25 protein-coding genes and 1 tRNA gene are annotated in these 22420 nt (G+C 35.7%); 16 read left to right on the top strand and 10 right to left on the bottom strand.

Annotated features, from left to right (window positions below; genetic code table 11):
* The first annotated feature begins 22 nt into the window (after nt 1-22).
* Both NFRAN_RS04210 and NFRAN_RS04205 read left to right on the top strand, forming a co-directional pair.
* Entirely contained in the window at nt 23-484 is a 462-nt protein-coding gene (locus tag NFRAN_RS04210) for an Lrp/AsnC family transcriptional regulator (protein ID WP_134485653.1), read from the top strand.
* 80 nt (nt 485-564) lie between these two features.
* Nucleotides 565-1443: a heme o synthase gene (locus NFRAN_RS04205; protein ID WP_134483231.1), complete on the top strand. Its 879-nt coding sequence runs from the start codon at nt 565-567 to the stop codon at nt 1441-1443.
* A gap of 380 nt (nt 1444-1823) precedes the next feature.
* Here the strand turns inward: NFRAN_RS04205 and NFRAN_RS04200 are convergent, their stop codons facing one another.
* Nucleotides 1824-2258, bottom strand: a complete 435-nt coding sequence (locus tag NFRAN_RS04200) for a thioesterase family protein (RefSeq protein ID WP_134483230.1) — start codon at nt 2256-2258, stop codon at nt 1824-1826.
* Nucleotides 2259-2392: 134 nt separating this feature from the next.
* On the opposite strand from NFRAN_RS04200, the gene thsB reads away from it, so the two are divergent.
* Nucleotides 2393-4087: a thermosome subunit beta gene (gene thsB, locus NFRAN_RS04195; RefSeq protein ID WP_134483229.1), complete on the top strand. Its 1695-nt coding sequence runs from the start codon at nt 2393-2395 to the stop codon at nt 4085-4087.
* Nucleotides 4088-4565: 478 nt separating this feature from the next.
* Nucleotides 4566-5894: a hypothetical protein gene (locus NFRAN_RS04190; RefSeq protein WP_134483228.1), complete on the top strand. Its 1329-nt coding sequence runs from the start codon at nt 4566-4568 to the stop codon at nt 5892-5894.
* Between the two features lie 11 nt (nt 5895-5905).
* On the opposite strand, the gene NFRAN_RS04185 is transcribed toward NFRAN_RS04190, so the two are convergent.
* Nucleotides 5906-6466, bottom strand: a complete 561-nt coding sequence (locus NFRAN_RS04185) for an NUDIX hydrolase (protein WP_134483227.1) — start codon at nt 6464-6466, stop codon at nt 5906-5908.
* A gap of 208 nt (nt 6467-6674) precedes the next feature.
* Here NFRAN_RS04185 and NFRAN_RS04180 point away from each other — a divergent pair, with 208 nt between their 5' ends.
* Complete coding sequence (locus tag NFRAN_RS04180) at nt 6675-7757, top strand: formate--phosphoribosylaminoimidazolecarboxamide ligase (protein WP_134483226.1); 1083 nt, start codon at nt 6675-6677, stop codon at nt 7755-7757.
* Between the two features lie 2 nt (nt 7758-7759).
* On the opposite strand, the gene NFRAN_RS04175 is transcribed toward NFRAN_RS04180, so the two are convergent.
* From NFRAN_RS04175 to NFRAN_RS04165, 3 genes are all read right to left on the bottom strand, one after another.
* Nucleotides 7760-8020, bottom strand: a complete 261-nt coding sequence (locus tag NFRAN_RS04175; RefSeq protein WP_172602108.1) for a winged helix-turn-helix domain-containing protein — start codon at nt 8018-8020, stop codon at nt 7760-7762.
* 203 nt (nt 8021-8223) lie between these two features.
* Entirely contained in the window at nt 8224-8808 is a 585-nt protein-coding gene (locus NFRAN_RS04170; RefSeq protein WP_232037933.1) for a tRNA (cytidine(56)-2'-O)-methyltransferase, read from the bottom strand.
* A 40-nt stretch (nt 8809-8848) separates the two neighbouring features.
* The gene (locus NFRAN_RS04165; protein WP_134483224.1) at nt 8849-9394 is read right to left on the bottom strand and encodes a multiprotein bridging factor aMBF1; all 546 of its coding nucleotides are present in this window, start codon (nt 9392-9394) and stop codon (nt 8849-8851) included.
* Between the two features lie 458 nt (nt 9395-9852).
* On the opposite strand from NFRAN_RS04165, the gene NFRAN_RS04160 reads away from it, so the two are divergent.
* From NFRAN_RS04160 to NFRAN_RS14305, 9 genes are all read left to right on the top strand, one after another.
* Nucleotides 9853-10371: a PUA domain-containing protein gene (locus NFRAN_RS04160; protein ID WP_134483223.1), complete on the top strand. Its 519-nt coding sequence runs from the start codon at nt 9853-9855 to the stop codon at nt 10369-10371.
* Nucleotides 10372-10379: 8 nt separating this feature from the next.
* Nucleotides 10380-10718, top strand: coding sequence for a nascent polypeptide-associated complex protein (locus NFRAN_RS04155; protein WP_134483222.1), 339 nt, complete (start codon nt 10380-10382; stop codon nt 10716-10718).
* Nucleotides 10719-11042: 324 nt separating this feature from the next.
* Nucleotides 11043-11585 carry a hypothetical protein gene (locus NFRAN_RS04150; RefSeq protein WP_134483221.1) on the top strand — a complete coding sequence of 181 codons (543 nt, stop codon included), beginning with the start codon at nt 11043-11045 and terminating at the stop codon, nt 11583-11585.
* Nucleotides 11586-11631: 46 nt separating this feature from the next.
* A tRNA-Gly gene (locus NFRAN_RS04145) sits at nt 11632-11706 on the top strand.
* 1116 nt (nt 11707-12822) lie between these two features.
* Nucleotides 12823-12981, top strand: a complete 159-nt coding sequence (locus NFRAN_RS13620) for a hypothetical protein (RefSeq protein WP_172602106.1) — start codon at nt 12823-12825, stop codon at nt 12979-12981.
* Nucleotides 12982-13066: 85 nt separating this feature from the next.
* On the top strand, nt 13067-13708 hold the full coding sequence (locus NFRAN_RS04140; RefSeq protein WP_134483220.1) for a hypothetical protein: 642 nt from the start codon (nt 13067-13069) through the stop codon (nt 13706-13708).
* An 89-nt stretch (nt 13709-13797) separates the two neighbouring features.
* Nucleotides 13798-13947 carry a hypothetical protein gene (locus NFRAN_RS13615; protein WP_172602105.1) on the top strand — a complete coding sequence of 50 codons (150 nt, stop codon included), beginning with the start codon at nt 13798-13800 and terminating at the stop codon, nt 13945-13947.
* Between the two features lie 157 nt (nt 13948-14104).
* Nucleotides 14105-14236, top strand: coding sequence for a hypothetical protein (locus NFRAN_RS14310; RefSeq protein WP_269472311.1), 132 nt, complete (start codon nt 14105-14107; stop codon nt 14234-14236).
* A 349-nt stretch (nt 14237-14585) separates the two neighbouring features.
* A complete protein-coding gene (locus NFRAN_RS14305) occupies nt 14586-14711 on the top strand; it encodes a hypothetical protein (protein WP_269472310.1) in 126 nt (41 codons plus the stop codon).
* Nucleotides 14712-14911: 200 nt separating this feature from the next.
* Here NFRAN_RS14305 and NFRAN_RS04130 read toward each other — a convergent pair whose 3' ends face one another.
* The 4 genes from NFRAN_RS04130 to NFRAN_RS04115 form a co-directional block, all read right to left on the bottom strand.
* Nucleotides 14912-15541 carry a hypothetical protein gene (locus tag NFRAN_RS04130; RefSeq protein ID WP_134483218.1) on the bottom strand — a complete coding sequence of 210 codons (630 nt, stop codon included), beginning with the start codon at nt 15539-15541 and terminating at the stop codon, nt 14912-14914.
* Between the two features lie 113 nt (nt 15542-15654).
* A complete protein-coding gene (locus tag NFRAN_RS04125; RefSeq protein ID WP_134483217.1) occupies nt 15655-16131 on the bottom strand; it encodes a hypothetical protein in 477 nt (158 codons plus the stop codon).
* 1370 nt (nt 16132-17501) lie between these two features.
* Complete coding sequence (locus NFRAN_RS14115; RefSeq protein WP_197731116.1) at nt 17502-18470, bottom strand: CAP domain-containing protein; 969 nt, start codon at nt 18468-18470, stop codon at nt 17502-17504.
* A 688-nt stretch (nt 18471-19158) separates the two neighbouring features.
* Nucleotides 19159-19821 (bottom strand): TetR/AcrR family transcriptional regulator, encoded by a 663-nt coding sequence (locus NFRAN_RS04115; RefSeq protein ID WP_134483216.1) that lies wholly within the window; start codon nt 19819-19821, stop codon nt 19159-19161.
* 107 nt (nt 19822-19928) lie between these two features.
* Here NFRAN_RS04115 and NFRAN_RS04110 point away from each other — a divergent pair, with 107 nt between their 5' ends.
* Together NFRAN_RS04110 and NFRAN_RS13610 are read left to right on the top strand one after the other, a co-directional pair.
* Nucleotides 19929-20972 (top strand): class I SAM-dependent methyltransferase, encoded by a 1044-nt coding sequence (locus NFRAN_RS04110; protein WP_134483215.1) that lies wholly within the window; start codon nt 19929-19931, stop codon nt 20970-20972.
* 310 nt (nt 20973-21282) lie between these two features.
* Nucleotides 21283-21432 (top strand): hypothetical protein, encoded by a 150-nt coding sequence (locus tag NFRAN_RS13610; protein WP_172602104.1) that lies wholly within the window; start codon nt 21283-21285, stop codon nt 21430-21432.
* A gap of 356 nt (nt 21433-21788) precedes the next feature.
* On the opposite strand, the gene NFRAN_RS04105 is transcribed toward NFRAN_RS13610, so the two are convergent.
* Nucleotides 21789-22310 (bottom strand): hypothetical protein, encoded by a 522-nt coding sequence (locus NFRAN_RS04105; RefSeq protein ID WP_134483214.1) that lies wholly within the window; start codon nt 22308-22310, stop codon nt 21789-21791.
* Between the last annotated feature and the right edge of the window lie 110 nt (nt 22311-22420).

Genomic DNA, 22420 nt, shown 5'->3' with positions numbered 1-22420 from the left:
AAATTAGTATCTTTTGAAAATTATGGGCAGAATCGACGATCTTGATCTAAAGATATTGAGTGAGCTGTCAAAAGATGCTAGCATATCTGTACCCAATCTTTCAAAAAAAATCAATATCAATTCTTCTGTAGTTTATAGTAGAATCAAACGCTTAGTAAAAAGAGGATTAATTAAAAAATTCACAATAATAATCAACGATGAGGCCTTGGGTTTTAATGTTAAGGCCCTAACAGGGATCACCATGGATTCTAAATTACGCGACAATGTATTAACCGAATTGTTCAAGATTCCTGAAGTTAGAGAGGTTGCAGAGGTCACAGGAAGATTTGATGTATTGGTAACAATGACTGCTAGATCACTCGATGAGATGCATCAAATAATATCAGAAAAAGTTGGTCGAATTGAAGGAATTCAGAAAACCGAGACCTTTATTGAAATGAGGAAAACTTCAAGAGAAGTAATATCTAATTCTGAGACCAAATAGTTTAGTTAGTTCTCTCAAGATATAAATAACTATTTTAATTATAAGATAATGGTAGGTTATTAGATCCTTTGGGTTTACAGATGAAGACAGTAGGTAACCAAGTTAAAAATTATTATGAACTGACTAAGCCAAAGATTTGGTATCTACTCGTTTTCACAGCTATAGGTGCAGCAGTCTCAGCATCATGGCTTTTTGACGTTGAGGTCAGTTGGCTAACTTGGACTTTACTATTTGTAGCTATTGCTGCAGGTTCTGCTGCAGCAGATACGCTTACTGGATATAATGATAGGGATATAGATGCCATAATGGAGAGAACTAAGGGACGTCCTATCCCTTCTGGAAGAATCTCTCCAAAAAATGCATTAATTTTTGGACTTGTGTTAGCCGGCATTTCACTTGTTTGTTCGTGGTTCATTAATATCTGGGCATTTGCCCTTATGGCTTTTGGATTATTTGATAATATCATCGTTTATAGTAAATGGTTAAAGCGAACAAGCCAATGGAATATCATCCTTGGCGGCTTCTCTGGAGGGGCTCCTGCGTTAATAGGGTATATAGCAGTAACATTCCAACACGTAGAAATTGGATTTGTAATGGCTGGATTGGTATTTTTCTGGATCCCAACTCACATTTGGAGTTTGGCTTTACATGTAAAAGAAGATTACAAAAAAGCTAATGTTCCTATGTTGCCGGTTGTATCAAGTGAATCTAAATCCGTACGCATAATAGCATTAACAACCCTAATGATGGTGATATTTAGCATATTACCATTCTTTTTTAATCAATTTGGTTTGATATATCTTTTGACAGCATCTATATCTGGAATCATCATGATATTCTTGTCTATTTGGTTATTGATGAAACCAAGCGAGAAAACATCCTGGTTAGTATTTAAATTTAGTAGTCCCTATCTAGCGGCTCTATTTATCGCCTTTATGGTAGATGCATTTTTTCATTAAATAACTTGATGTTCAAACTATTGAATATTTTGATAAGATTCAGAATATAATACAAGACTTAATTCGCTAGTAGTGGTGGTAGTAGTGGTAGCAGTATTGGTGATAATGGCTGCCCAATCTCGGGAGGCTAGTCTATAGAAAATGTATTCGTTGACATTGACCAGTTGCCAATATGCCTTATCATCTCTATTTCTTTTTTCATGATGTTAAATTCTAGAGCGTCTAGCTTTAATTATGTTGAATGGCAATCTTGGTTTGTTCAAATACTACTACTGCTAATACTATTGTTGCTGTATTAATACAATTGCTAGTCAACAGAAGCACCTGTTAAGATTATTTTGCTATTTACCATCTTGCTACTGAGAAATTCACTTTTAGAATTAATTAGGATTTGGGTTTTTCAAGTTGTCTAGTCTTTTTACCTTTTGATAAAATCTTTCTTTGAATCTGGGAATATTGATGATGAATCTCTCATGTCTGCCTTCACCGATTAATTCCAATCTATCTTCTGCAGATACCTTGAATAATATTCTCCTAGCATCAGTTTCAATCACTTCTGCCTTCAATAGTATTTCAGCTCCAACCGGGGTAGCAGCTATGTGTTTAACGTCAACTATTGTTCCAACAGAGTCCCAGTCTGGTTTAGATTTAAGAAACTGCTCTTTTAGAAGTAGCCTACAAGTCTCTTCCATTTCTGAAATCATTGATGGTGTTGAAAACACATTTTCTCCCTCCCACAGAAAACTTGTTGTTTGGTTGTGTTCTACTTTTATCCTTCTGTCGTATTTGGCCCCTTTTTTGATGTCAAATTTCATATTAAATATTTTATTTGCTGTGATAAATCTATTTTTAATTTCTGATCCCTAATGTTGTAATGATTAATTTGTGAAACCTATAAAAGGGGCTTATTAAAAAATTGTACCATTCTACTAAGGTGATATGAGAGAGTATGGCTTCAATTCAACAAACAGCTGGTGGTATGCCAGTATTAATATTAAAAGAAGGAACAAAAGAAAGTAAAGGAAGAGACGCACAAAAAAATAATATTACAGCGGCAAAACTGGTGGCTGAGATAGTTAGATCAAGTCTTGGCCCTAGAGGAATGGATAAGATGCTGGTCGATTCACTAGGTGATGTCACAATTACAAACGACGGGGCAACAATTTTGAAAGAAATTGATGTACAACATCCAGCAGCCAAAATTATGGTGGAAGTTGCAAAGTCTGTTGATAATGAGGTTGGTGATGGAACTACTTCCTCTGTAATATTTGCTGGAGCGTTATTGGAAAAGGCTGAGGAGCTAATAGGAAAAGATGTTCATCCATCCGCAATTGTTGATGGCTTTACTGCAGCTTCAGAGCAGGCGTTAGTTGTACTGAATAAAATAGCTTTAAAAGTTAATGTTAATGATAAGGATCTTTTGAATAAGATTGCAAGGACGAGTATGGATTCTAAGTTAGTATCAGACGATAGCCCCGTTTTAAGCGATATCGTAGTGAATGCTGCTAAACAGGTTGCCGAAAAAAGTTCCAATGGGGACAGTTTACGTATTGATTTGGATAATATTAAAGTTGAAAAGAAGGCTGGCGCATCCATTCGCGATACTACCCTGATTCAAGGTATTGTATTGGATAAGGAAATAGTACATGCAGGAATGCCGAAGAGAATTGAAGATGCTAAAATTGCATTAATAAATTCTGCTCTTGAAATTGAAAAAACAGAAATGAGTGCAGAAATTCGAATTAGCGAACCCCAGCAAATGCAAATGTTTCTAGAAGAGGAAAACCGAATGCTTAAAGGCATGGTTGATAAGATCCAATCAATCGGAGCTAATGTTTTATTATGCCAAAAAGGAATTGATGATGTTGCTCAACACTACTTAGCAAAAGCTGGGATTTTGGCTGTAAGACGAGTAAAAGAAAGTGATATGTTTAAACTGTCAAAGGCAACTGGTGCACGTCTGGTAAATAACCTGGATGATTTAACTGAACAAGATTTAGGAAGTGCTAATCTGGTCGAGGAAAGAAAGGTTGAAACTGACAAATGGGTGTTTATTGAAGGCTGTAAGAATCCCAAGGCTGTAACCATATTAATTCGTGGCGGTTCTCAGAGAGTCGTCGACGAAGCCGACAGATCTATGCATGACTCCCTTATGGTTATGAAAGATGTCTTAGAAAAACCATCGATTGTAGCAGGTGGTGGTTCACCTGAAGCTTATATAGCAAATGAAATTAGACAATGGTCTAGCAGCCTAGAAGGACGTGCTCAACTAGCTGCAGAGAAATTTGCAGAAGCTTTGGAAGTCATTCCATTGACTTTGGCTGAAAACGCTGGAATGGATCCAATTGATACTATGGCTGAACTCAAGGCTAAGCAATCAAAAGGTTCTAAGTGGATTGGTATTAATGTTAGAACAACATCTGTATCTGACATTTATAAGAATAATATACTCGAGCCAACTGCAATTAAAGAACAAATCATTAAATCTGCAACTGAAACAGCCTGCATGCTCCTAAGAATTGATGACGTGATTGCAGCCTCAAAGTCCAAGGCTCCGTCTGGTCCACCTGGCGGCATGGGCGGCATGGGCGGCATGGGCGGCATGGGCGGCATGGGCGGCATGGGCGGCATGGATATGGACTAACCAGCCAGGCTTGGCACTGCCAGTTAACCATCCGTCCACCCGTAACAACCCTTTATTTAACCAATCAGGTTTTTGTTTATTTTTCATTTATTTTGGTTGAGAACTGACTTTTGATCGATTTTGATTTTCATGATAAATGATGAATTTTTTTACGTTTTTGAACATGCACGGTAAAACTATAGACCTTTAAACAATTTATTCACTTTTAGTATGACAAATTATTGATTGGATATTTTACTCCTTTCCGAAGCTATTGTGATACTCCAATCTGAAAATTTAACTCCAAATGACAACAACTCTAGCTTCAACTTACATCTGCAAATTTCGCCACGTTTTTATCTGATGTCTATCAATCAATGAATATAGCATATAGATTAGTTAAGGTCGGGTTGAACATGATTCTGTTAAACCAAGATATATTGATCGACAAGAGAAAAAGATATCCATGGATCTTTAAGTAAAGTAAGGAAAAATCAAAATGATGGACTCTATTTCTTCGACTGCTCGTATTGTAGAACTTTCAGAGATTAAACAAGTTCTAAAAAATCTGTTGCCTCAACTCGAGGCTATTAAAAAAAACCATAAACGACCGAAGGTTGCGGTTATGCCAGATTTTTTTGTTGACAGGAAAATTGAAGTTGCAGATTACTCAAAATTCATCAACGGTATTCAGAAAAAAATTAATGCAGGGGGAGGAAGTTTAAGAGGGTATTCTAGCATTGATATTAAAGGGGGGAATGCAGTAAACGTGGCATACTGTCTTGCAAAGCTTGGTTTTTGCATCGATCTTTATACAGTGGCAGACGAGATTGGTAATTGCATTTTACATTCTCTATTTGCCCCTTTTAAGAAACATGTCAATTTGTACGTCAAGAGAGGAAAACATGGTCTTTCAACAATATTTGAATTTTCAAACCCTCAAACTACTCGTACTCCTTCAAATGTGATGGTTAGTGATGTAGGTGACAACGATAATTTTGGACCAGAAATGTTCAAACATGAAAATCGTACCTCATCATTGAACTCTTCTGACGCTGTGATGATAACTAATTGGGCCTCTAATTTGAGGGGAACTGACTTGTTGCAAACTGTTTTTTCAAATTCTCCACATTCAGTTCATATTATTGACCCAGCGGATATTGAAAAAAGATGTTTTGAGTTTATCAATGTTTTAAAAATTAATTCCAAATTAATTAATTTTCTAAGTATTAATGAAAATGAATTTAATCAGATGATTAAGAGTTTGCAGATCATATTTGACAAAAAAAATGCTTGTAAAGATCATGCCTACAAAACCAACAGCCTCCACTCCAAAAGCATTGAAAAGAAGGATACGAGAAATGTGGATAGCACTTTTGTTAATCTTGATATCTTTGACAGTAATTCCTATCCAAAAAATATTGATGTTGTATGCAAATCAGTAAGAACCCTATCAAGATTTCTTAATTTGAGTATATGTCTACATACAACAAAAGGGTCGTTCATGTGTACTCCTGAATCTGATTTTAATGCTGCTTATGATAATGAGGATGCTAATTGTAGGAGCATTTCGGGTATATCTATAAAAAGCCAAAAATATAATACCCAAAATGTTCTGTTTGTTACCTCAATTGTTCCTTCCGAGATAAGAATTGTTAGCGGAGCGGGAGATTCTTGGGATGCCGGTTTTATTTTTGGTCAGTTGGTTGGGTTCAATGATCGAGAAAAATTATGTTTTGCAAATTTGTTAGCGTCTTTGCATGTTGAAAACCGGTTCAACGATGACCCATCTCTTACTCAGGTGATCGACCATATCAAGTCAATTTAACTGGAGTTTTCTCAATTATTATTAATTATCTTGTGCTCACCACTCAGAATAAGATAATAAAGTAAAATTGCTGACACCGTTTTACAATCGGTTATCGTTCCATCATAACAATATTTTATTGCATCTTTTATTTTGACATTCATAGTTGTAATGTTTTCGTCCTCATCCATGTTACTGGACTGCTTTAACTTAGTTAGATCACAGGCAATAAAAAAATGCATTAGTTCTGTATCGTAACTTGGGGCCAAAAAACATTTAGTTAAAGGTTGCAATATCCCTGAATATCCTGTCTCTTCGGCCAATTCTCTTTTGGCGGCCTCATGAGGTAATTCATTATGTTCGATCTTACCAGCTGGTATTTCTATCAAATACCTATTTACCGCATGCCTGAATTGTCTTATTAGTAATATTTCTTCTTCACTGATTTTAGGAATTATTCCCACCGATGGACTGTGCTCAACGACCTCCTTTTCGAAAGTCTTTCCCCTAAAAACAAATGAATCGATTCTTAGCTTTACTGGACCGTCGTGAATTATCTTCCTATTTATGATATTATAACCTTCTTCGGACATTATCAAATTCAAGGTTATTTTCGGCTTATATGTACTAAATGATGGAAAACAAAGGTTGGCATCAGATCAGAATTGAAGACTTATTTCTAATTGTAAAACAATAACTCTATTCATCGAATCCATAATGCTATTATGCTAATTTTAATAACAAAAAAATTTAATTCCAGCTGAAATTTCAAGTAATAAGCGGTGGATACAAATCAATAACATGGCAGTGGTAGATAGTCAAAACAAAGTACAAAACGACATAGACATAGACGGTAAATTAACCATAATGACTCTGGGATCGCATTGCTCACTCCAAGTTTTAAAGGGTGCTAAAGATGAAGGATTTGAAACCTTACTAGTATGCGATGAAAAGCGTGTTGATATGTACAAGCGATTCAAGTTTATCGATCATCTAATATCTGTAAAAAGTTTTAACGAAATTACTAATGCCGATTTTCAGACAGATCTGATTACGAGGTTTAATCCGATTTTGATCCCACATGGCACCTTGATATCCACATTGGATATGGCTGCGCTGGAAAATATAAAGATTCCAATATTTGGTAATAAATGGATCTTACGTTGGGAATCTGACAGAGTTCTGAAACAACAGTTGATGAATGAATCTGATATGCACTCTCCAATTCAGCTTGAGTCTAAACATGAAATAGATGGCCTGTGTATAGTGAAATTACACGGTGCAGCGGGCGGTAAGGGGTATTTTCTCGTTACTAATAGAAAGGAGTTCGAGGATCAAGCCCGACTCTTGATCGAGTCCAAAACAATCAGATCTGAGGAAGATTTGTTTATTCAAAAATATGCTAATGGCGTTCCAGTTTATCTCCAATATTTCTATTCTCCTATAAATAATGAACTAGAATTATTAGGTATTGATAGAAGATACGAGACCGACATCGACGCTATAGGTAGAATACCATCAAAGTATCAATTATCTGCTACTATTGAACCATCTTATACAGTGGTTGGCAACATACCTATTGTATTAAGGGAATCTTTGCTACCTGAAGTCTATAGTATGGGTGAACGATTCGTAAACGCATCTCGAAAGCTGGTACCACCTGGGATTCCTGGCCCATTTTGTATTGAGGGTGTTTATGATAATAACGCCAACTTTACAGCATTTGAGTTCTCTGCCCGAATAGTAGCTGGAACCAATCTGTATATTTCAGGCTCTCCATATTCTGATTTGTTATATGACGTTCCAATGAGCATGGGTAGACGAATAGCTCTTGAGATTAACAAAGCAAAAGATTTGTCTAAAATTGAGTTGGTTACTACGTAGTACTAGATTGGTTTTTTAGATAGTACAAAGTCCTTCTTTTTGTCTAATTCAACCAACAAATCAATTCCTTCTTTGGTTATAACATAATGTTTTGAATTCTTTAAAACATAATTTTTCATTCTTTCTAGATGATAATAAATGGAACCAGTTGACAAGCCCGTAATAGATCTGATCTCAGAAAAACAGGCAGACCCGTTCTTTTTCACAATCGCTCTTAGTATTTTAATCCTGGTCCTTTTAGCTCTAAGCTGCGTATCATCCATCAATTCCATATGATATCCTTATATTTTTTTTATTCCTTGCGGTAATGTTTAGTATAATCTAATTATATAAGAATTCACTCTCGTTTTTATCTTATTCCGAAATCCGATCAAACTATTCAATCATACCAAAGATTGTTGGGATGAGTGTCCATACACATATATGAACAGGTGTTACTCATATTCTGTTAGACGGATTTCAATGTCTACTTAATTTTGATTACATTCTTTCCCTTTTCAGTAGGAACAATCCTCATCGATTCATTAGTCAATTTTCTATCAAATTGCCTGCCTTCAAATATTCTATCGAGAAAAATTGCCAAGGATGCAATTTCTGAGTGAGGTTGATTTCCAATAGCAATATTGTAATCGGCCAAAAAATAGACTTCCTTTGGAACTTTTTCTGCACCGATAACCACTAATATATCCCGATCCAATGCTCTTATTTCGGCAATTTCTTCATTTATCAGGCATCCATACATTGTAAGATGAACGACAATTCCATTACTCGCTTTCCAGTTTCTAATTATCTGCTTCCAATTGTCTATTATTTCGAGTTGGAACTCATTTTCACCTCCCCATCTTTTATTGACTTTCTTTAGGGTATTTTTTATCTCATCATCAACATCTGTCATATAGATTCGTTCACAGCCGAGTGCGCGTGATACAAGTACAGCATGAGTTGTTGTTCTGTCGTCTCTTACTAGCCTGTGACCGATCCTTAGGACCGATACTTTGAACGAGGATTTCTGAGGGATACTAATAGAAGACTTGCTTTTTTCTTCTAACAATTCATTTCAGATTTTTCTCAATCTAAGTTACGATCCCTATCTAAGGTTCTTCTTCATCTAAATCTTGTTCATTGGCATTGACGTAAAGTTTAATTCCTAAAAATCTCTCTAGTTTTTTTGCTAAAATTTCATCTGGTCTTATGGACCCTGTTTCAATTTTCCGAATTAATGTTACCTTCTCATTTATTTTTTGACCTAGTTGATCATGTGTAAGACCCTTTTTAGTTCTAGCATTTCTTATTATTGAGGGGAATTCAGGAACCAGTATCATTTCGTCCATCATATCAATTTTTTTGAGAGGTGGTGGTTTAATCTTGGGTGGGGTAGATATTAATTTACGATTATAGGGGTTTCTTGAGCTTGGTGATATGCCTTTACCTGTAAATGAGGTATACGCCGACCTAGATGTCTGGTTGATGGCAGTTGATGTAGCTCTTGATACTGAGGTATTACGTAAGGTGTTTGTTGGTTCTACTGGTTTACCTCTTTTTGAGCATGATAAGCAAACATTGAATATGGATTTTTCAATAATTACTTTTTTGCTTACATCGGTATGTTTTCCACATAATTCACAAAAAGAAACCATATGTATGGATGAATAGCCGGATCTAATTTATTAGGCTTTGTCAGTGACTTATTTCCAGATAGTGGATCGAATAGTAGAACAAAACGGTTTAACTTCATTTCAGGGTAGTTATATTTGATATTTGAATACTCTTTGTTCGCCTAGCAGACTTTTGTTATACCTTGGTTTAAACAATCATATCTTTAGGATGAATAATGGTACCTGCCAATTCAAATTATTATGTTTATAAACAATTGTGTATATAATAATATTAATTCTACTAATTTTAAAACGTATTTACATAGTTGACACTTGGGCTACAAATTTTTAATTAATTACTCATATAATATATGAATAAGTAAATTCGCTTATAAAACAAACTTTGCCTTTGAAATATGGTAATTAATATTGTAATAACATCGAACAAAATTATGTTCTAATTGGTTTTTATTGTTGTGTTAGTAAATTTAATCATTTAATTGAAACAATTGTTTGTCAACCCTTACGAAAAGATCCGTTCTCATGTGGATTTTATATTTGGTCCTAGGACCAGCTCTTTACTCTCAGAGAATTTGGAGATTGAGTATTCAAAGAAAACTGGGAAAATTAAAAGCTTTAGCATGAATGAAAAGTTAATCGGGACCTTTCGATCCGATGGTGGTATCGCTTTGACGATTTTTGGTGCAAGATTGTTTATACGACACAAGCCATTTCTACAACACTGCATTGTACCAGTACAAGACGCAATACCTTTTGTTTCTGAAGGTAGATCTTTATTTGTAAAACATGTGTCACATTGCGGTTCGTGCGTCAGATGTGGCTCTGAAGTTGCAATCATCGATAGCAATCAATCAATTTTGGCAGTAGGTCGCTCGCTGTTTTCATCTAGTTACTTTGCTCAGATGGCGAATGAACAGTCGCGGAAATCCAATGGCATTCTTCAGATTCGTGGTATAGGCGTAAAGATTAGAGAAGGAATAAAAAGCAGAAGTACGTAGTGATTTTAATGATGCGTTCAGGCAATAGAGATATGCGAAGGATGCTTGACCGAATGGGTTTGGATATGAAGGATTTGGGATCTGTAGAAGAAGTAATAATTAAGACTGATGTTAAGGAGATTTACCTCAAGAAACCTCAAGTAGTTGAAATGAAAGGAAAAGATAGTACTATATTTCAAGTAGTTGCTAGTGATATTGAAGAAACCAAGAGAGAAGTTCCTTCGTTTAAAGAAGAAGATGTTGTACTAGTAATGCAGCAGGCAAACGTATCGAAAGAAAAGGCGATAGTAGCTCTTACTGACACGAAGGGAGATATTGCACAAGCGATATTGAATTTAACTGTCTAATATTATTTTTAATAAAAATATGTTCTTGAATTAAAATTGTGGAAAAGCTAAGTCATCCTTAAATTTTCAACGAGTAGCTAGTAGAAAAAATCTATACGGGTATTAAATATCCTCTACTGACCATTTCGGATCTAATTATATTCTTAAGTGTGACCACAAAAATTTTGCGTAATCTTTAATAGTCTTGTGAAGACAAAATAAAATATAACAACACAAACGTTCAACCTAACAAGTTGTCCACCAGTTATTGTTGCTACAGTTTCAGGAAGATCTTATTATCGAATTGTAAGCGTTCTAAAATCACTCGACCTGCGATATCTATCTTTGTCCCCTGAGGAGGCAGCTCATTCAAACGGAAGAGTTATTATTACCACCAATGACGAATCAAGAATTGTAAATAGAGATAATGTATTTCTAGACACTCAATTGGAGAAGTATCCTTTATCTATCAAGGCCAAGATTCTGCAAAGCTGTGTGGGTTATTATGGACCTGCAAAGGAACAACTAGTGATTGGTATCGATCCTGGAAAAAGGATTGGGATCTCAATAATGTATTGTCAGTTTGAACTCGATAAAATTATAACGTCGTCTGTACATGCTACTATTGAAAGGATTAGTTTCATATTATCATCTATTGATTCTCCAACAAAAATTGTCAGAATAGGTGATGGGGGTCTAGATGTATCACGTCAAATCGCTGGGATCCTCAATTCTAACTTTAAAGACAAAATCATAATAGAAATTGTTGATGAATTTGGCACCTCTATAAGACAAGGTACAGAAAAGAATCGTGGTGGTATTCGAGATATGAGTTCGGCAAGAAAAATTGCATTTCGAAAGGGCAAAATTTGGAATAGTTACAAGTAATGAAGATAAGTTATTAATATCGATTAATTAACTAATTTTACTCTGAGCGAAGTTGGCCCAGCCTGGTTAAGGTACGAGCTTCCCAAGCTCGGGATCGCGGGTTCAAATCCCGCACTTCGCACTTGTTTACGAGCTTCTAATGCTCATACATAGACTCTATTTTACCAATACTGTGAACGTATTTTCTCCTTGTTTGGTTGGTTTTTCTCGTCAATTAGCTTTTTCTTGCCCGCGATCCCGAGCTTGGGAAGCTCGTATTTTTCACCTTAGGTATTTGCATTATTTTAGAATGTTTACATATGTTTACATATGCTCGTAATTTGTAGACATTTGGGTTATGGTTTCTCTCCAAACCAATTGACCGCCCCCGCAGGGGGCGGGGTATTAATGATATGAAATAGATTGTTTCTCTATTTTAATGAATCAATATGAATTATTACGCGGAGGCCTAGGCGCAAAAAACCACGACGAGATAAGAAGTAATCCTCGCGCCTAGGCCTCACATAGGAATGGTACGAAATGACGAGTTTCGTATTACTCCATTCCTATGACATATGTTGGGTAAATTACCCAAAAACGTATTTATAAACATTAAGATTTTGGAAATTAGTTTAATTATATTTCCATTAATGAATAATCGATCTGATCAACGTTTTTATAAGATCGTGTGGATAATATATGCAATGAATAAATGACAATACTTATCTCGTCGTTATTCATTAATTGCAAAGGTGAAAAAATAGGGGATAATTAACCTGATTCCTGGGGAGGATGGGTTAATCTGGGAATTCGCCGTTCTCAGTCTTATTCGACTTTTTTCACCTCCGGTGCAATTTTTAATACGTTTAATATAGATATTTAGTGTTACGATTATGCTTGCAAAGCTGTTTTCGAAAAATTCCGATCAGTTGCTTGATTCGCCTCTATCATAAATAATATTTAACAAAAACAAATCAACATCGAGAATGCTAACACAACAATCAAGTTTACACAATAAGATATATGCTGTCAGACATTAGGACATCTTTTGAACCCGTAACGAGCCTAGTTTGCGAGCCTACGGCTAGCAAACGCGAGCGGGTTCAAATCCCGTACTTCACACTTGCTTCGTGCATGATTTTTACAAATTGTTTACATAATTGTTTACATATCCCAAATGCGCTCGTAATTATGTTTACATTCCATTTGAAAGATCATGAAAATGTTCTAATAGTGCAAAAGCGTATGAAGGGGTCTATTGAGTGAGACAATTGCCCGTAATGAGATAAAGAAACAGAAAGCTAGTGGGGATTGGCTTATTTTCTCTGCTCGAGTTAGACGTGAGAAATTAAACACATTAAATTACAAATTGGACCAAGAAGGTTTCAAGACCGTAGGGGGGTTCCTAAATGCTTGAATAGATGGTAATTGGCCAAAACATACTAGCAATGAACAGGCAACTAAACTCATCCAGAGGTTGAGAGAAAGGAATAACTGACCCCTTGACAGGTCAAGTAACTCCTACTTTCTATAGAAATATTGACAGAGAAGATATGCTTAGCGGATATCTAAAGAAGTATAAAACTACAAAACATGCCAGAGACCTAGTTAGATATTATGAAAGGTTTGTTGACATATTCTTCACCAAGCCCGAACTCATTGCCTCGGAGTCAGGCCACAATAGGGCGTGGATATGCGACGCTATGAGAAAGTTCGGGCAATATTATGATAGGAAGTTTCAGAATCCCGAGTTAAAGATTCTGATTGAGGAGATAATTAAGAGGTATGAGGTGAACAAGAATGTAAGAATTCATGATCGGGTCTGGATTGCTGATGATGGATTTATAGACGCTATGATCTACAAGGTTTTAGAGCTAGAAGGCGAAATAGGGACGATTACTCGTTTTGCCTTATTTAGTGGACTAAGGGGCGAGGAGATGACATACGCTCATGAAACTCCAATCTGTGATGTACTATCTGGATGTGATTGTAATAAACTTCATTTGGTGGTAAAGGGCAATTATGTCTTTTTAGTACTAAATAGAATAGTTGGCCAGAAATGCGCTTTCTTTACTATTATACCATTAAAGGTCTGGAATGAATACAAAGTATTGGGAAGGCAGGCAAATCGGAAAGAAACGTAACTCATCTCATGATAAAGAGTCATACTGATAATAAAGTATTGTTGAAAGACTTACACAAGTTCCATTATAATATATTATGTAGGTCTGAGATGGGAGATAGGGGAGCTGAAGTACTTGCTGGTAGAGCCAAGTCGATATCGGCAAAACATTACCTTGTTCACGAACTTGACAAGCTCACTAAACAATATGGTAAGGCAATGTCCAAATTTATTTCTAGAGATCCAGTTTCTGGTAATTAAGAATCCTAATTAATAGTACACGATTCAGAGATGATTTACTTTACAACAAATTGAAATCAAGACTATTTTCTAAAACTTAAGATGATAAGAATTGATATCAATCTATAACCTTTACTAAGAAAATTACATCGATTCTAAGCAATAAAGAAATGGGTCAATGACACTAGATACACTTGAGAAAAAGATTAGTCCTATTTTGAATCACTACTATAGACCTGACATAAAGGAGATAATTACAAAGAGGATTAGGCCGGTCTTAGAGGGGTTAATGGAGGAATTGTTAAATTAAGTACATATTTATTCCCACCAAAGATCAATTTTCCCGTTCTATTCGATATGAGTTGTAGTGGAATATGTGTTGGGTATAAGGCTAAGAGAAACCACGAAATTCCTTCAAGATATAACGAAGGTCAGAAAAGGTGTAGTGTTTGTGAGATTTTTATCAATTGGAATGAAAATACGCATTGTCCATGCTGTAACTATAAACTAAGAACAAGGTCCTTTCGTGGTTGGGAAATGAGGAAAAAGTACCGGGAAGAAACGATAAAGCGTTATTGATTCGAGTAAAATGAGTCCTGAAACAAAAACAGAAGTAAAGAATCAAATAAATAATATATTAAAAGCGATTGCTGGTGACTATGATAAGGCAAAAGAAAAAGCCAGGAGTTTCACTTACTTGTAGTACAGGAGGTACCAGTCTTGGCTCAGGCTTAGGAGGAGCGACTGTCAATTGTGGTTTTACTATATCTTGGCCTGCCGGGTGACACAAAATCTATTGTATTTCTCTAATGATATAGCAAACTGAATCATCCATCAACTAAATTATGAATTAGATAAGCCCAAAGGCCTGAGCGGGCCTTTGGACAACACAAGGGGTAATTGAATCTAAAATGGCACTAGAATGACTATTAACATGTAAAGTGAATTTATTTAACAATCAAATATCTGAATCTATAATCGAGTTTCATTTTCTTGTAATGGAAGCCAAGCTCTCAACTTCGTTCCAACATTTTTCAAACAAAATTTCTTTAACTAACACAACATAGTCTTCATTTGAGAAACTAGCGACTAATTTATTTTGTCGATTATATTGAATATGAAGTAGATATCTATTATCAAATATCATAACCATTTGTTCAAGGTTTCCTACGTTGTTCGAATAATTTAGATGAATAGGTTTAGATGAACAATTATTGTTGATTGCATTGATTTGATTCATAAAATATTTGTCTTTATTGTCTGTAAGAATTTTGATTATTATCTCCTTTTCAAGTAATTCTGGGAAGAAATTCAACAATTTACTATTGTTCTGAATGTGGTTAAGGACCGTACTTGAGGAAAATATTGTCGGTTCGTTTTTACAAAGAAGCATTAAGGAGCTTATCTCACTTTGGATTTGGTCAATTCCTGTAAATGCTCTTTGAAGGAAAGTGGTACTAACTTCCAGTTCTATCTCTTTCTTGCGAACCGATAATGGAATAGCCAAGTCCCAGAGCTTGTTAAATATTTCCTGTTGTTTTTGAACTAACTCTTTAGAATTACTCCAAAGTGTTTGATCGGGTCGTTCGCCCCCCTTCTGAAAGATAAACACCATTACAATCTACTAGACATTATACGAATGGACATTAAGAGGTTTAATCGTCCATCATATACAAATTAGACATAAACTCGCCTTGGTCATTGTTCTCAAAATAACCTAGACAATTCTTAGTTTGAACTCACTTCGCTTCCCGTGTCTTCAGTCACAATTTCTTCAGTTGTCTGGTTTGTTTCTTCATTTATCTTTTGATCCTCACTTACCTGTTGACCAACATCCTGTTGAACTAATTGCTGTGTCTCGAGTGGAGGGAGGCATTGAACACTCACAGTCCCATCCGGACAAGTGGCTGGTCGACAACTTTCAGTTGCTTGATCAAATAGCTCGCCTGATTGACAAGCTGCTTGTTTCTGTTCTAGCAACTCTTGTTGTTGTTGGATTTTTAGCTGTTCAGCCTGTCGCTCTGCCTCTTCAGCTGCAAGTTGTTGCTGTATCTGTTCCCATTCTTCCTGACTCATAAATGCAGGATCCCGAGGATCTATATTAGCAGTAGATGCAAGCGTATCCTGATGGGTAAGGAATGGGACATATACTGATGTAACAACCAAGAAAAATACAATTATAAAAATCGTCTTATAGTTTTTCATATTTAAAAGATAGTTTGTCATTATAAAAAATTTACTGTAAAAGAGGCCACATAATCCCATCCTGAAATTAAAGCCCAAAGAAATCTTTGCTCTAGAGATAATCGAAGAGAGAGTATATAATAACAGGGTGCAAGAAACTGGTCAACCATGTTTTAGATAATTCAATCAGTAAATCAAACATGACAAAGGTAAAATTAGTACTAGATGATGGACTCAATGAGTCCTATATGAATTTCTAGAGTCTAGTGGATAAAAAGATAAAACCGGGCTCAAAGGTAAGAAAGAAATTTGTTTCACCAAATAACAACAGGTTAAAGAGCAAGGAACCAATAAGGTGAACTAAAAGAGGATCTGTTGAAGTAGAAGTGAAATAAAAGGGAAATATGGTTGTAGATGGATGACTGAAACGGCCTTTTATCAATCAAAAGAATGTTTAGTGAGCATGTATATGTCACCAGGATTTAGAACATGGTAAAAGAGAAGATGATAAATGTATCATTGCATAACCTGTTTAGAAGAATATAAAGTAACAAGTATAGAAATCATAGGGAATTAAGGATTATTCAACAAAGCATTTAGCAATACAGCAGGAGAATTATAAACGAGTAAAAGTCGAAGTTGTGCTTCTTACAACAATCTTGAGTATGATTATGTCATCTACACGCGGCAATTTTGTTGCCGCTTCTGTTGACGGCATTGAAGGTGAAGTTGATTCAGAATCAGAATCAGGGCAGGAAGAGCCAAGAATCTGAACGAATAGGAATCCACAGATGAATATCTGCTTCCCTATTACGATACACCAGAAAGAGCATTTGTACCTTCATTCCGTGATATTGACAATTACGACGAAGAAATAATGTTATTTTTATACAACGCCGGAACTCAGAGAGCTACTAAGGAGGACTGTTAAGAATCTATAAAAGAACCGGGTCTAATTCCAAATCCCCAAGTCACAGAAATAATTTTCAAGACGATAATCAAGAATGTAGTAAAGAATATTAATGAAACATAAAACATATGCCACGACTATCTAAGCCTGAAGCAAACTTGTAGCGATAAATTAGGACGAAGGATCAGACATTAACTGTGTGATTGAAGGCCATATAGGGGATAGCATGAAATATTCGACGTGACTATTGATGAGAAAAGATAACTACTTACAATAATGCCATTTTCTTAATTGGTCTGGTTAGTTAGGTAAGAAACGACTCCTTATTGACCTGACTACCTTGTCAGTCAAAGGTGGTCTAAATCCATAGATGTTACCTCTTTCAGTAGTTAATTTTCCTAAATTATCCACAGCTTGCTGACCTTAAATAATAGACAACTAGTACAGAACTGAAATGAAAAAGAAGGCTACTTATCCTTCTTTAATTTTGGTCGTCGTTCCCGTTATTATCTCCTCCGTCGTCGTTCCCGTTATTATCTCCTCCGTCGTCGTTCCCGTTATTATCTCCTCCGTCGTCGTTCCCGTTATTATCTCCTCCGTCGTCGTTCCCGTTATTATCTCCTCCGTCGTCGTTCCCGTTATTATCTCCTCCGTCGTCGTTCCCGTTATTATCTCCTCCGTCGTCGTTCCCGTTATTATCTCCTCCGTCGTCGTTCCCGTTATTATTGGCGCCTGCATTTTCTTCCGCAGGTACAAATGTGTTCCCTGGTGAAGTTCCTGTACCTTGGTCAGCGGGTACAAATGTGTTCCCTGGTGAAGTTCCTGTACCTTGGTCAGCGGGTACAAATGTGTTCCCTGGTGAAGTTCCTGTACCTTGGTCAGCAAGTGAAGCCGTTGAACCGGGGCCAAACGGCACCTGTCCCACAAAGTTGCCAGGTGGGCTGTAGCGACACACCAAAAAGGCTAAACCACCACCAGTAGCGGTTGCGCAACCGACCTCGGTAGTGCTACTCCAGACCATCTGTGTGTAATGACCGGTCACGAGGTCTCCTTCATTGGTTTCAGCGGGAATAGGGGTTCCAGGAACATAATTATTCTTTTCGGCGACCCAGCTCTGGACCTGTTCGGCCGTAGAATCGGCACCCGCGGTACCCATCCAAAGATTCTCGCCCTCACTATTGCTCGGATCATGAGGCGGCAAATCGCCAGCTTTGAGGCCTAGCGTCGTCAGATGGTTAGCCCAAATCTGGGCGTCGGCGGCAAGATTGTTACTCCAGGAGAGCGCTGGAACATTAACTTCAGCTCGCTCTTGGTTGTGAATATTCAGGATAGTATTTTCAAATTCCGTATTCGCTTGCGCATGTGAGCTCTGCAATATCGTTGGTGGCACGGCCAAAATCCCCACCATTAATATAATAATAGTTATTTTTAGTGATACTTTAATATACATCAATGATACATAATATTTTCTATTAATTTATTAACTAATCGATAGAAATAAATAGTAAGATATTTCTGAGAAGAAGTACTAACATTTTCTCTTATTTTTTGATTACAGTAGAATGACTTCAGTCCTATGAAATTTGGCTATGCTATTTGAGTCGAGATAATTTTCTATTTTTGGTAGATTTTGTTGTAATTGTTTTTCATGATATCTTTTTTGATAAATATCGAAATTTACTTGAAATATTTAAGAATTTATTATTGTACGAATCATATGCTACTGGTCAGTCATTTCTTCAAAATTCCAAGTTGTATCCACTACCTCGCAAGTCTAGTTCTATTTTGATTATCCAGAGTATTAAATGGTGATAGCATGACTGAACTGTGAAGTGATGATATAATGCTCATTTTTGATGCACTTGATCATTTTCTTCAAGTTTTATGTTTAATTCCTCCTACTTGATTGCATTTTGAGCACTATATAAGACCTTTTGTTCTGAAACGACTCATCTTAATCGATATGAAATATTGGAAAGTATTTGAAAAATTATATCAAGTAAATAGGGCCAACTAGTCTATCTTGATCATATATTAATAAGTCAATATAGGTAGTATGTCAATACAGGTCATATCTCATCTTTCCTCCTTATAGGAACCATAACTTTTCACGCCTATAGTTACCATGGGATCAACGATCATTTCAAATCTTCAATTTTATTGTCAAGCACTGATAGACACATTTTCTTGGCCATTCTCCAAATATTTTCATTTTCGATAAGTTGGGGATATTGTATGAGCATTAGACCTAATCCATCAACTTTCGAAACTAGAGAAATTGAAATACTCTCTATGTCTTCTAAACCTATAGATAAACAACCTCTTTTTTGAGAATTAATCAATATTTCTTTGGTAGCATTGATAGTATTATCCAATGCAGTTTTAAACACGCGTTTAATTTTTTTATTTCTTCTACTAGCCGACCACATTTCAAAATAAAAAGGATAAAAATCAGGATAAAGTCTGATATTTTTTCTAAAAGCGTTTATTAAACTTGTAGATATTTCTTCTGGAGAGTTTCCTGTTACCGCATTGAGAATTGAATTGGTTATTTGATCTGAACTTAACTCCAAAGCTTGACACGCCAACTCCTCTTTATTGGAAAAGTAGTAGAGAGGCAATCCCATACTTACTTTTGCGGACTTTGCTATGTCAGCGATGGTTGCATTATCATACCCCTTTTCTGCGAAAACCTTTAATGCGGTATTTATGATTAGTTGAGATTTTTCTTCCTTTAGTTTGGCTCGTGACAATAATCTGACTATCATTTCATCCCATATATTATTTGTTTGAATACTCAATCAAAAGGTTTATTAAGATATCTTTATAAATTGAATGTACGTTCAATCAAAATTTAAAACAAAACAAAATAGACGAATCAAAACTACACCAATTTGCAGAAAAAGTAATGGAAGATTTAGCCGTTTCATTGAGTTCAGTTATGGTAAACGTTGGAGACAGACTTGGATTATACGAGGCTTTAGCAAGTGCAAACAAACCCTTGGACTCCAATGAATTGTCAAGAATAACAGGAACTTCTGAAAGATGTATTAGAGAATGGCTTGCAAACCAGGCAGCAGGTGGCTACGTAATTTATGACAAAGAAACAAAAAGATACAGATTTCCACAAGAACATGCCATGGTATTAGCCAATGAAAATAGTCCAATCTATTTACTTGGAGGATTTCAGGCGGCTTCAGCCTATTTTAAGGATGTGGAAAAAATATCTACGGCATTTAAGACTGGAAAAGGACTTGCATGGGGAGAACATGATCATGATCTTTTTGAAGGGACAGAAAGGTTTTTCGGACCAAATTATCGTGCAAACATAATATCCTCATGGATACCTTCTTTGGGGAATGGTAAGGTGGAAGAGAAGCTAAGAAGAGGTGCAATAGTTGCAGATGTAGGATGCGGACACGGGTTATCCACCATTATTATGGCTAAAGCATATCCGAATTCAAAGTTTGTTGGATTTGATAACCATGGTCCTTCAATAGATAGGGCAAGGAATCTAGCTCAAAAAGAAGGATTAGGAGAAAAGCGAATAACCTTTGAAATCCAATCGGCAAAAGATTACCCTCTGCTTGCTCCAGATACCAAATATGATCTTATAACAATTTATGATGCACTTCACGATATGGATGATCCAGTAGGAGCTGCATATCATGCTTTGAAATCTTTAAAAGAGAACGGAACAATGATGCTTGTTGAACCTTCTGCTAATGATAATTTAGAGGATAATCTAAATCCGTTAGGAAGGATCATGTTTGCGGGTTCAGCCTGTGCATGTGTGTTAAGCTCGATGGCTAACAATGGGCTTGCACTAGGAGCCCAAGCTGGACAAGCTAAAATTGCAGAGGTTATGGAGAAAGCTGGATTCAAGAAGTTCCAATTAACGATACAAACCCAGGTTAATATGGTATATGAAGCAAAACCCGTCCAAGACTAGAGTTCATGAGTTATAAATATATGATATTATAAATCTATAATAAAGTAACCATCTAAACATCATTTAATTACTATTTGATACAAGTCTATTCCTAATCGATCGGTCTTTAAGAACTTAGCAATTTAGAAGTTTACTAGTTTGGTTACTGAATTATACAGCATAATGAAATATCAAGAGAATAATTTGGACTCGTAATATATCTATTACTAAACCCACCGGTCGCGACCCTAACAATATGTTTTAATATGTAAATACTAATTGATGTCGGTTCCTATACAGAATTCCGATAGGCATTGATATAAGAGAAAATGTGATAGTCCAATATGGTTTAAGACCTGATACAGTAAATATTAATAAAAATAAACATGAACCAAATGCAAAGAAAATTAATGACACATCCAATCCAGCTACTATAAATGAAGAAAGAAATAGCAATATTATACGTAAAACCCACGCTTAGACATTCTTGGATATACGATAAATATAGCTTCAAAAATAACAAATTTTGCTAAACCAAATCATATAATAATAGGAGAAGTGTATCAAAATCTCAATTTACAAACTAGAAGAAAATTCAAAAACCTAGATATTGGAAGTATTGAATGGAATTATATAAATAATTCTACTGGAAATATTTGTGGTTTATTTGTAAGTAATTAACTCTAAATTAATATTTTCTATAACTAGATCTGATTGCTTCTTTTAAAAATATGATATTAGACCCCTGTCAACCTTAGGAACCAATCCTGCCAAAAATACTACACATGGATAGTAACGGTTATATCTCTGTTTGAGACAGCAGGAGTGATTTCACAACTAATCAGCAGGAAATGGCTTACTTTTGTTAACTTTGTATTTATCGAATCCAGAAAAGTCAACCTTTAAAATTACATTCATACCAACTTGATATATTTCAGATTTTGGAATGTCGTATCTTATATCGGATTCTCCGAAAACAACTATCGTATCTTTTGACTCTTTAAGAACATGACCTACATGATCTTCGTTCTTTGCCCTCACTCCTTTATTAAATAGCCCACTTGGATATTTTCCTTCATATGTTGCTAAATCTACCTGTTTATCATCTGTCTCCCAAGGCTCTGTTCTGCTTGCCGGTAAAGGAGATTCTCTTGATACATAATACTTTTCAACTTGATCATATTTCAATCCTATTAATACATTAGCTCCTACTTGTTGAATTTCGTTAATCGGAATATCGTATCTTTCATTTTTGCCACCAAATACAATAACCTTGTCAGGTGTTTCTTTTACCACAAAACCTATGTCTGATTTGTCTATTGTTTTTACTCCTCTATTGAAATATTTGCCTGACGTCATATATATTAGGAAACATTTCAATCTATTTAAGTTAGATGAAGAGTCACTAATCGATTCTGTTAACTTAATTATGTATTTCACGGTATTTAGTAAATGTATATGACCAATTT

The sequence above is a fragment of the Candidatus Nitrosocosmicus franklandus genome, from assembly GCF_900696045.1.
In the GTDB taxonomy this organism is placed as follows: Archaea; Thermoproteota; Nitrososphaeria; order Nitrososphaerales; family Nitrososphaeraceae; genus Nitrosocosmicus; species Nitrosocosmicus franklandus_A.
This window is presented reverse-complemented; position numbering and strand designations above follow the sequence as displayed.

Coding starts and splice junctions, on each gene's coding strand:
- NFRAN_RS04210 (WP_134485653.1), top strand. CDS start 23: ATGGGCAGAATCGACGATCTTGATCTAAAGATATTGAGTGAGCTGTCA.
- NFRAN_RS04205 (WP_134483231.1), top strand. CDS start 565: ATGAAGACAGTAGGTAACCAAGTTAAAAATTATTATGAACTGACTAAG.
- NFRAN_RS04200 (WP_134483230.1), bottom strand. CDS start 2,258: ATGAAATTTGACATCAAAAAAGGGGCCAAATACGACAGAAGGATAAAA.
- thsB (WP_134483229.1), top strand. CDS start 2,393: ATGGCTTCAATTCAACAAACAGCTGGTGGTATGCCAGTATTAATATTA.
- NFRAN_RS04190 (WP_134483228.1), top strand. CDS start 4,566: ATGATGGACTCTATTTCTTCGACTGCTCGTATTGTAGAACTTTCAGAG.
- NFRAN_RS04185 (WP_134483227.1), bottom strand. CDS start 6,466: ATGTCCGAAGAAGGTTATAATATCATAAATAGGAAGATAATTCACGAC.
- NFRAN_RS04180 (WP_134483226.1), top strand. CDS start 6,675: ATGGCAGTGGTAGATAGTCAAAACAAAGTACAAAACGACATAGACATA.
- NFRAN_RS04175 (WP_172602108.1), bottom strand. CDS start 8,020: ATGGATGATACGCAGCTTAGAGCTAAAAGGACCAGGATTAAAATACTA.
- NFRAN_RS04165 (WP_134483224.1), bottom strand. CDS start 9,394: ATGGTTTCTTTTTGTGAATTATGTGGAAAACATACCGATGTAAGCAAA.
- NFRAN_RS04155 (WP_134483222.1), top strand. CDS start 10,380: ATGATGCGTTCAGGCAATAGAGATATGCGAAGGATGCTTGACCGAATG.
- NFRAN_RS13615 (WP_172602105.1), top strand. CDS start 13,798: ATGGGAGATAGGGGAGCTGAAGTACTTGCTGGTAGAGCCAAGTCGATA.
- NFRAN_RS14310 (WP_269472311.1), top strand. CDS start 14,105: ATGACACTAGATACACTTGAGAAAAAGATTAGTCCTATTTTGAATCAC.
- NFRAN_RS14305 (WP_269472310.1), top strand. CDS start 14,586: ATGATAAGGCAAAAGAAAAAGCCAGGAGTTTCACTTACTTGTAGTACA.
- NFRAN_RS04130 (WP_134483218.1), bottom strand. CDS start 15,541: ATGGTGTTTATCTTTCAGAAGGGGGGCGAACGACCCGATCAAACACTT.
- NFRAN_RS04125 (WP_134483217.1), bottom strand. CDS start 16,131: ATGAAAAACTATAAGACGATTTTTATAATTGTATTTTTCTTGGTTGTT.
- NFRAN_RS14115 (WP_197731116.1), bottom strand. CDS start 18,470: ATGTATATTAAAGTATCACTAAAAATAACTATTATTATATTAATGGTG.
- NFRAN_RS04110 (WP_134483215.1), top strand. CDS start 19,929: ATGGAAGATTTAGCCGTTTCATTGAGTTCAGTTATGGTAAACGTTGGA.
- NFRAN_RS04105 (WP_134483214.1), bottom strand. CDS start 22,310: ATGACGTCAGGCAAATATTTCAATAGAGGAGTAAAAACAATAGACAAA.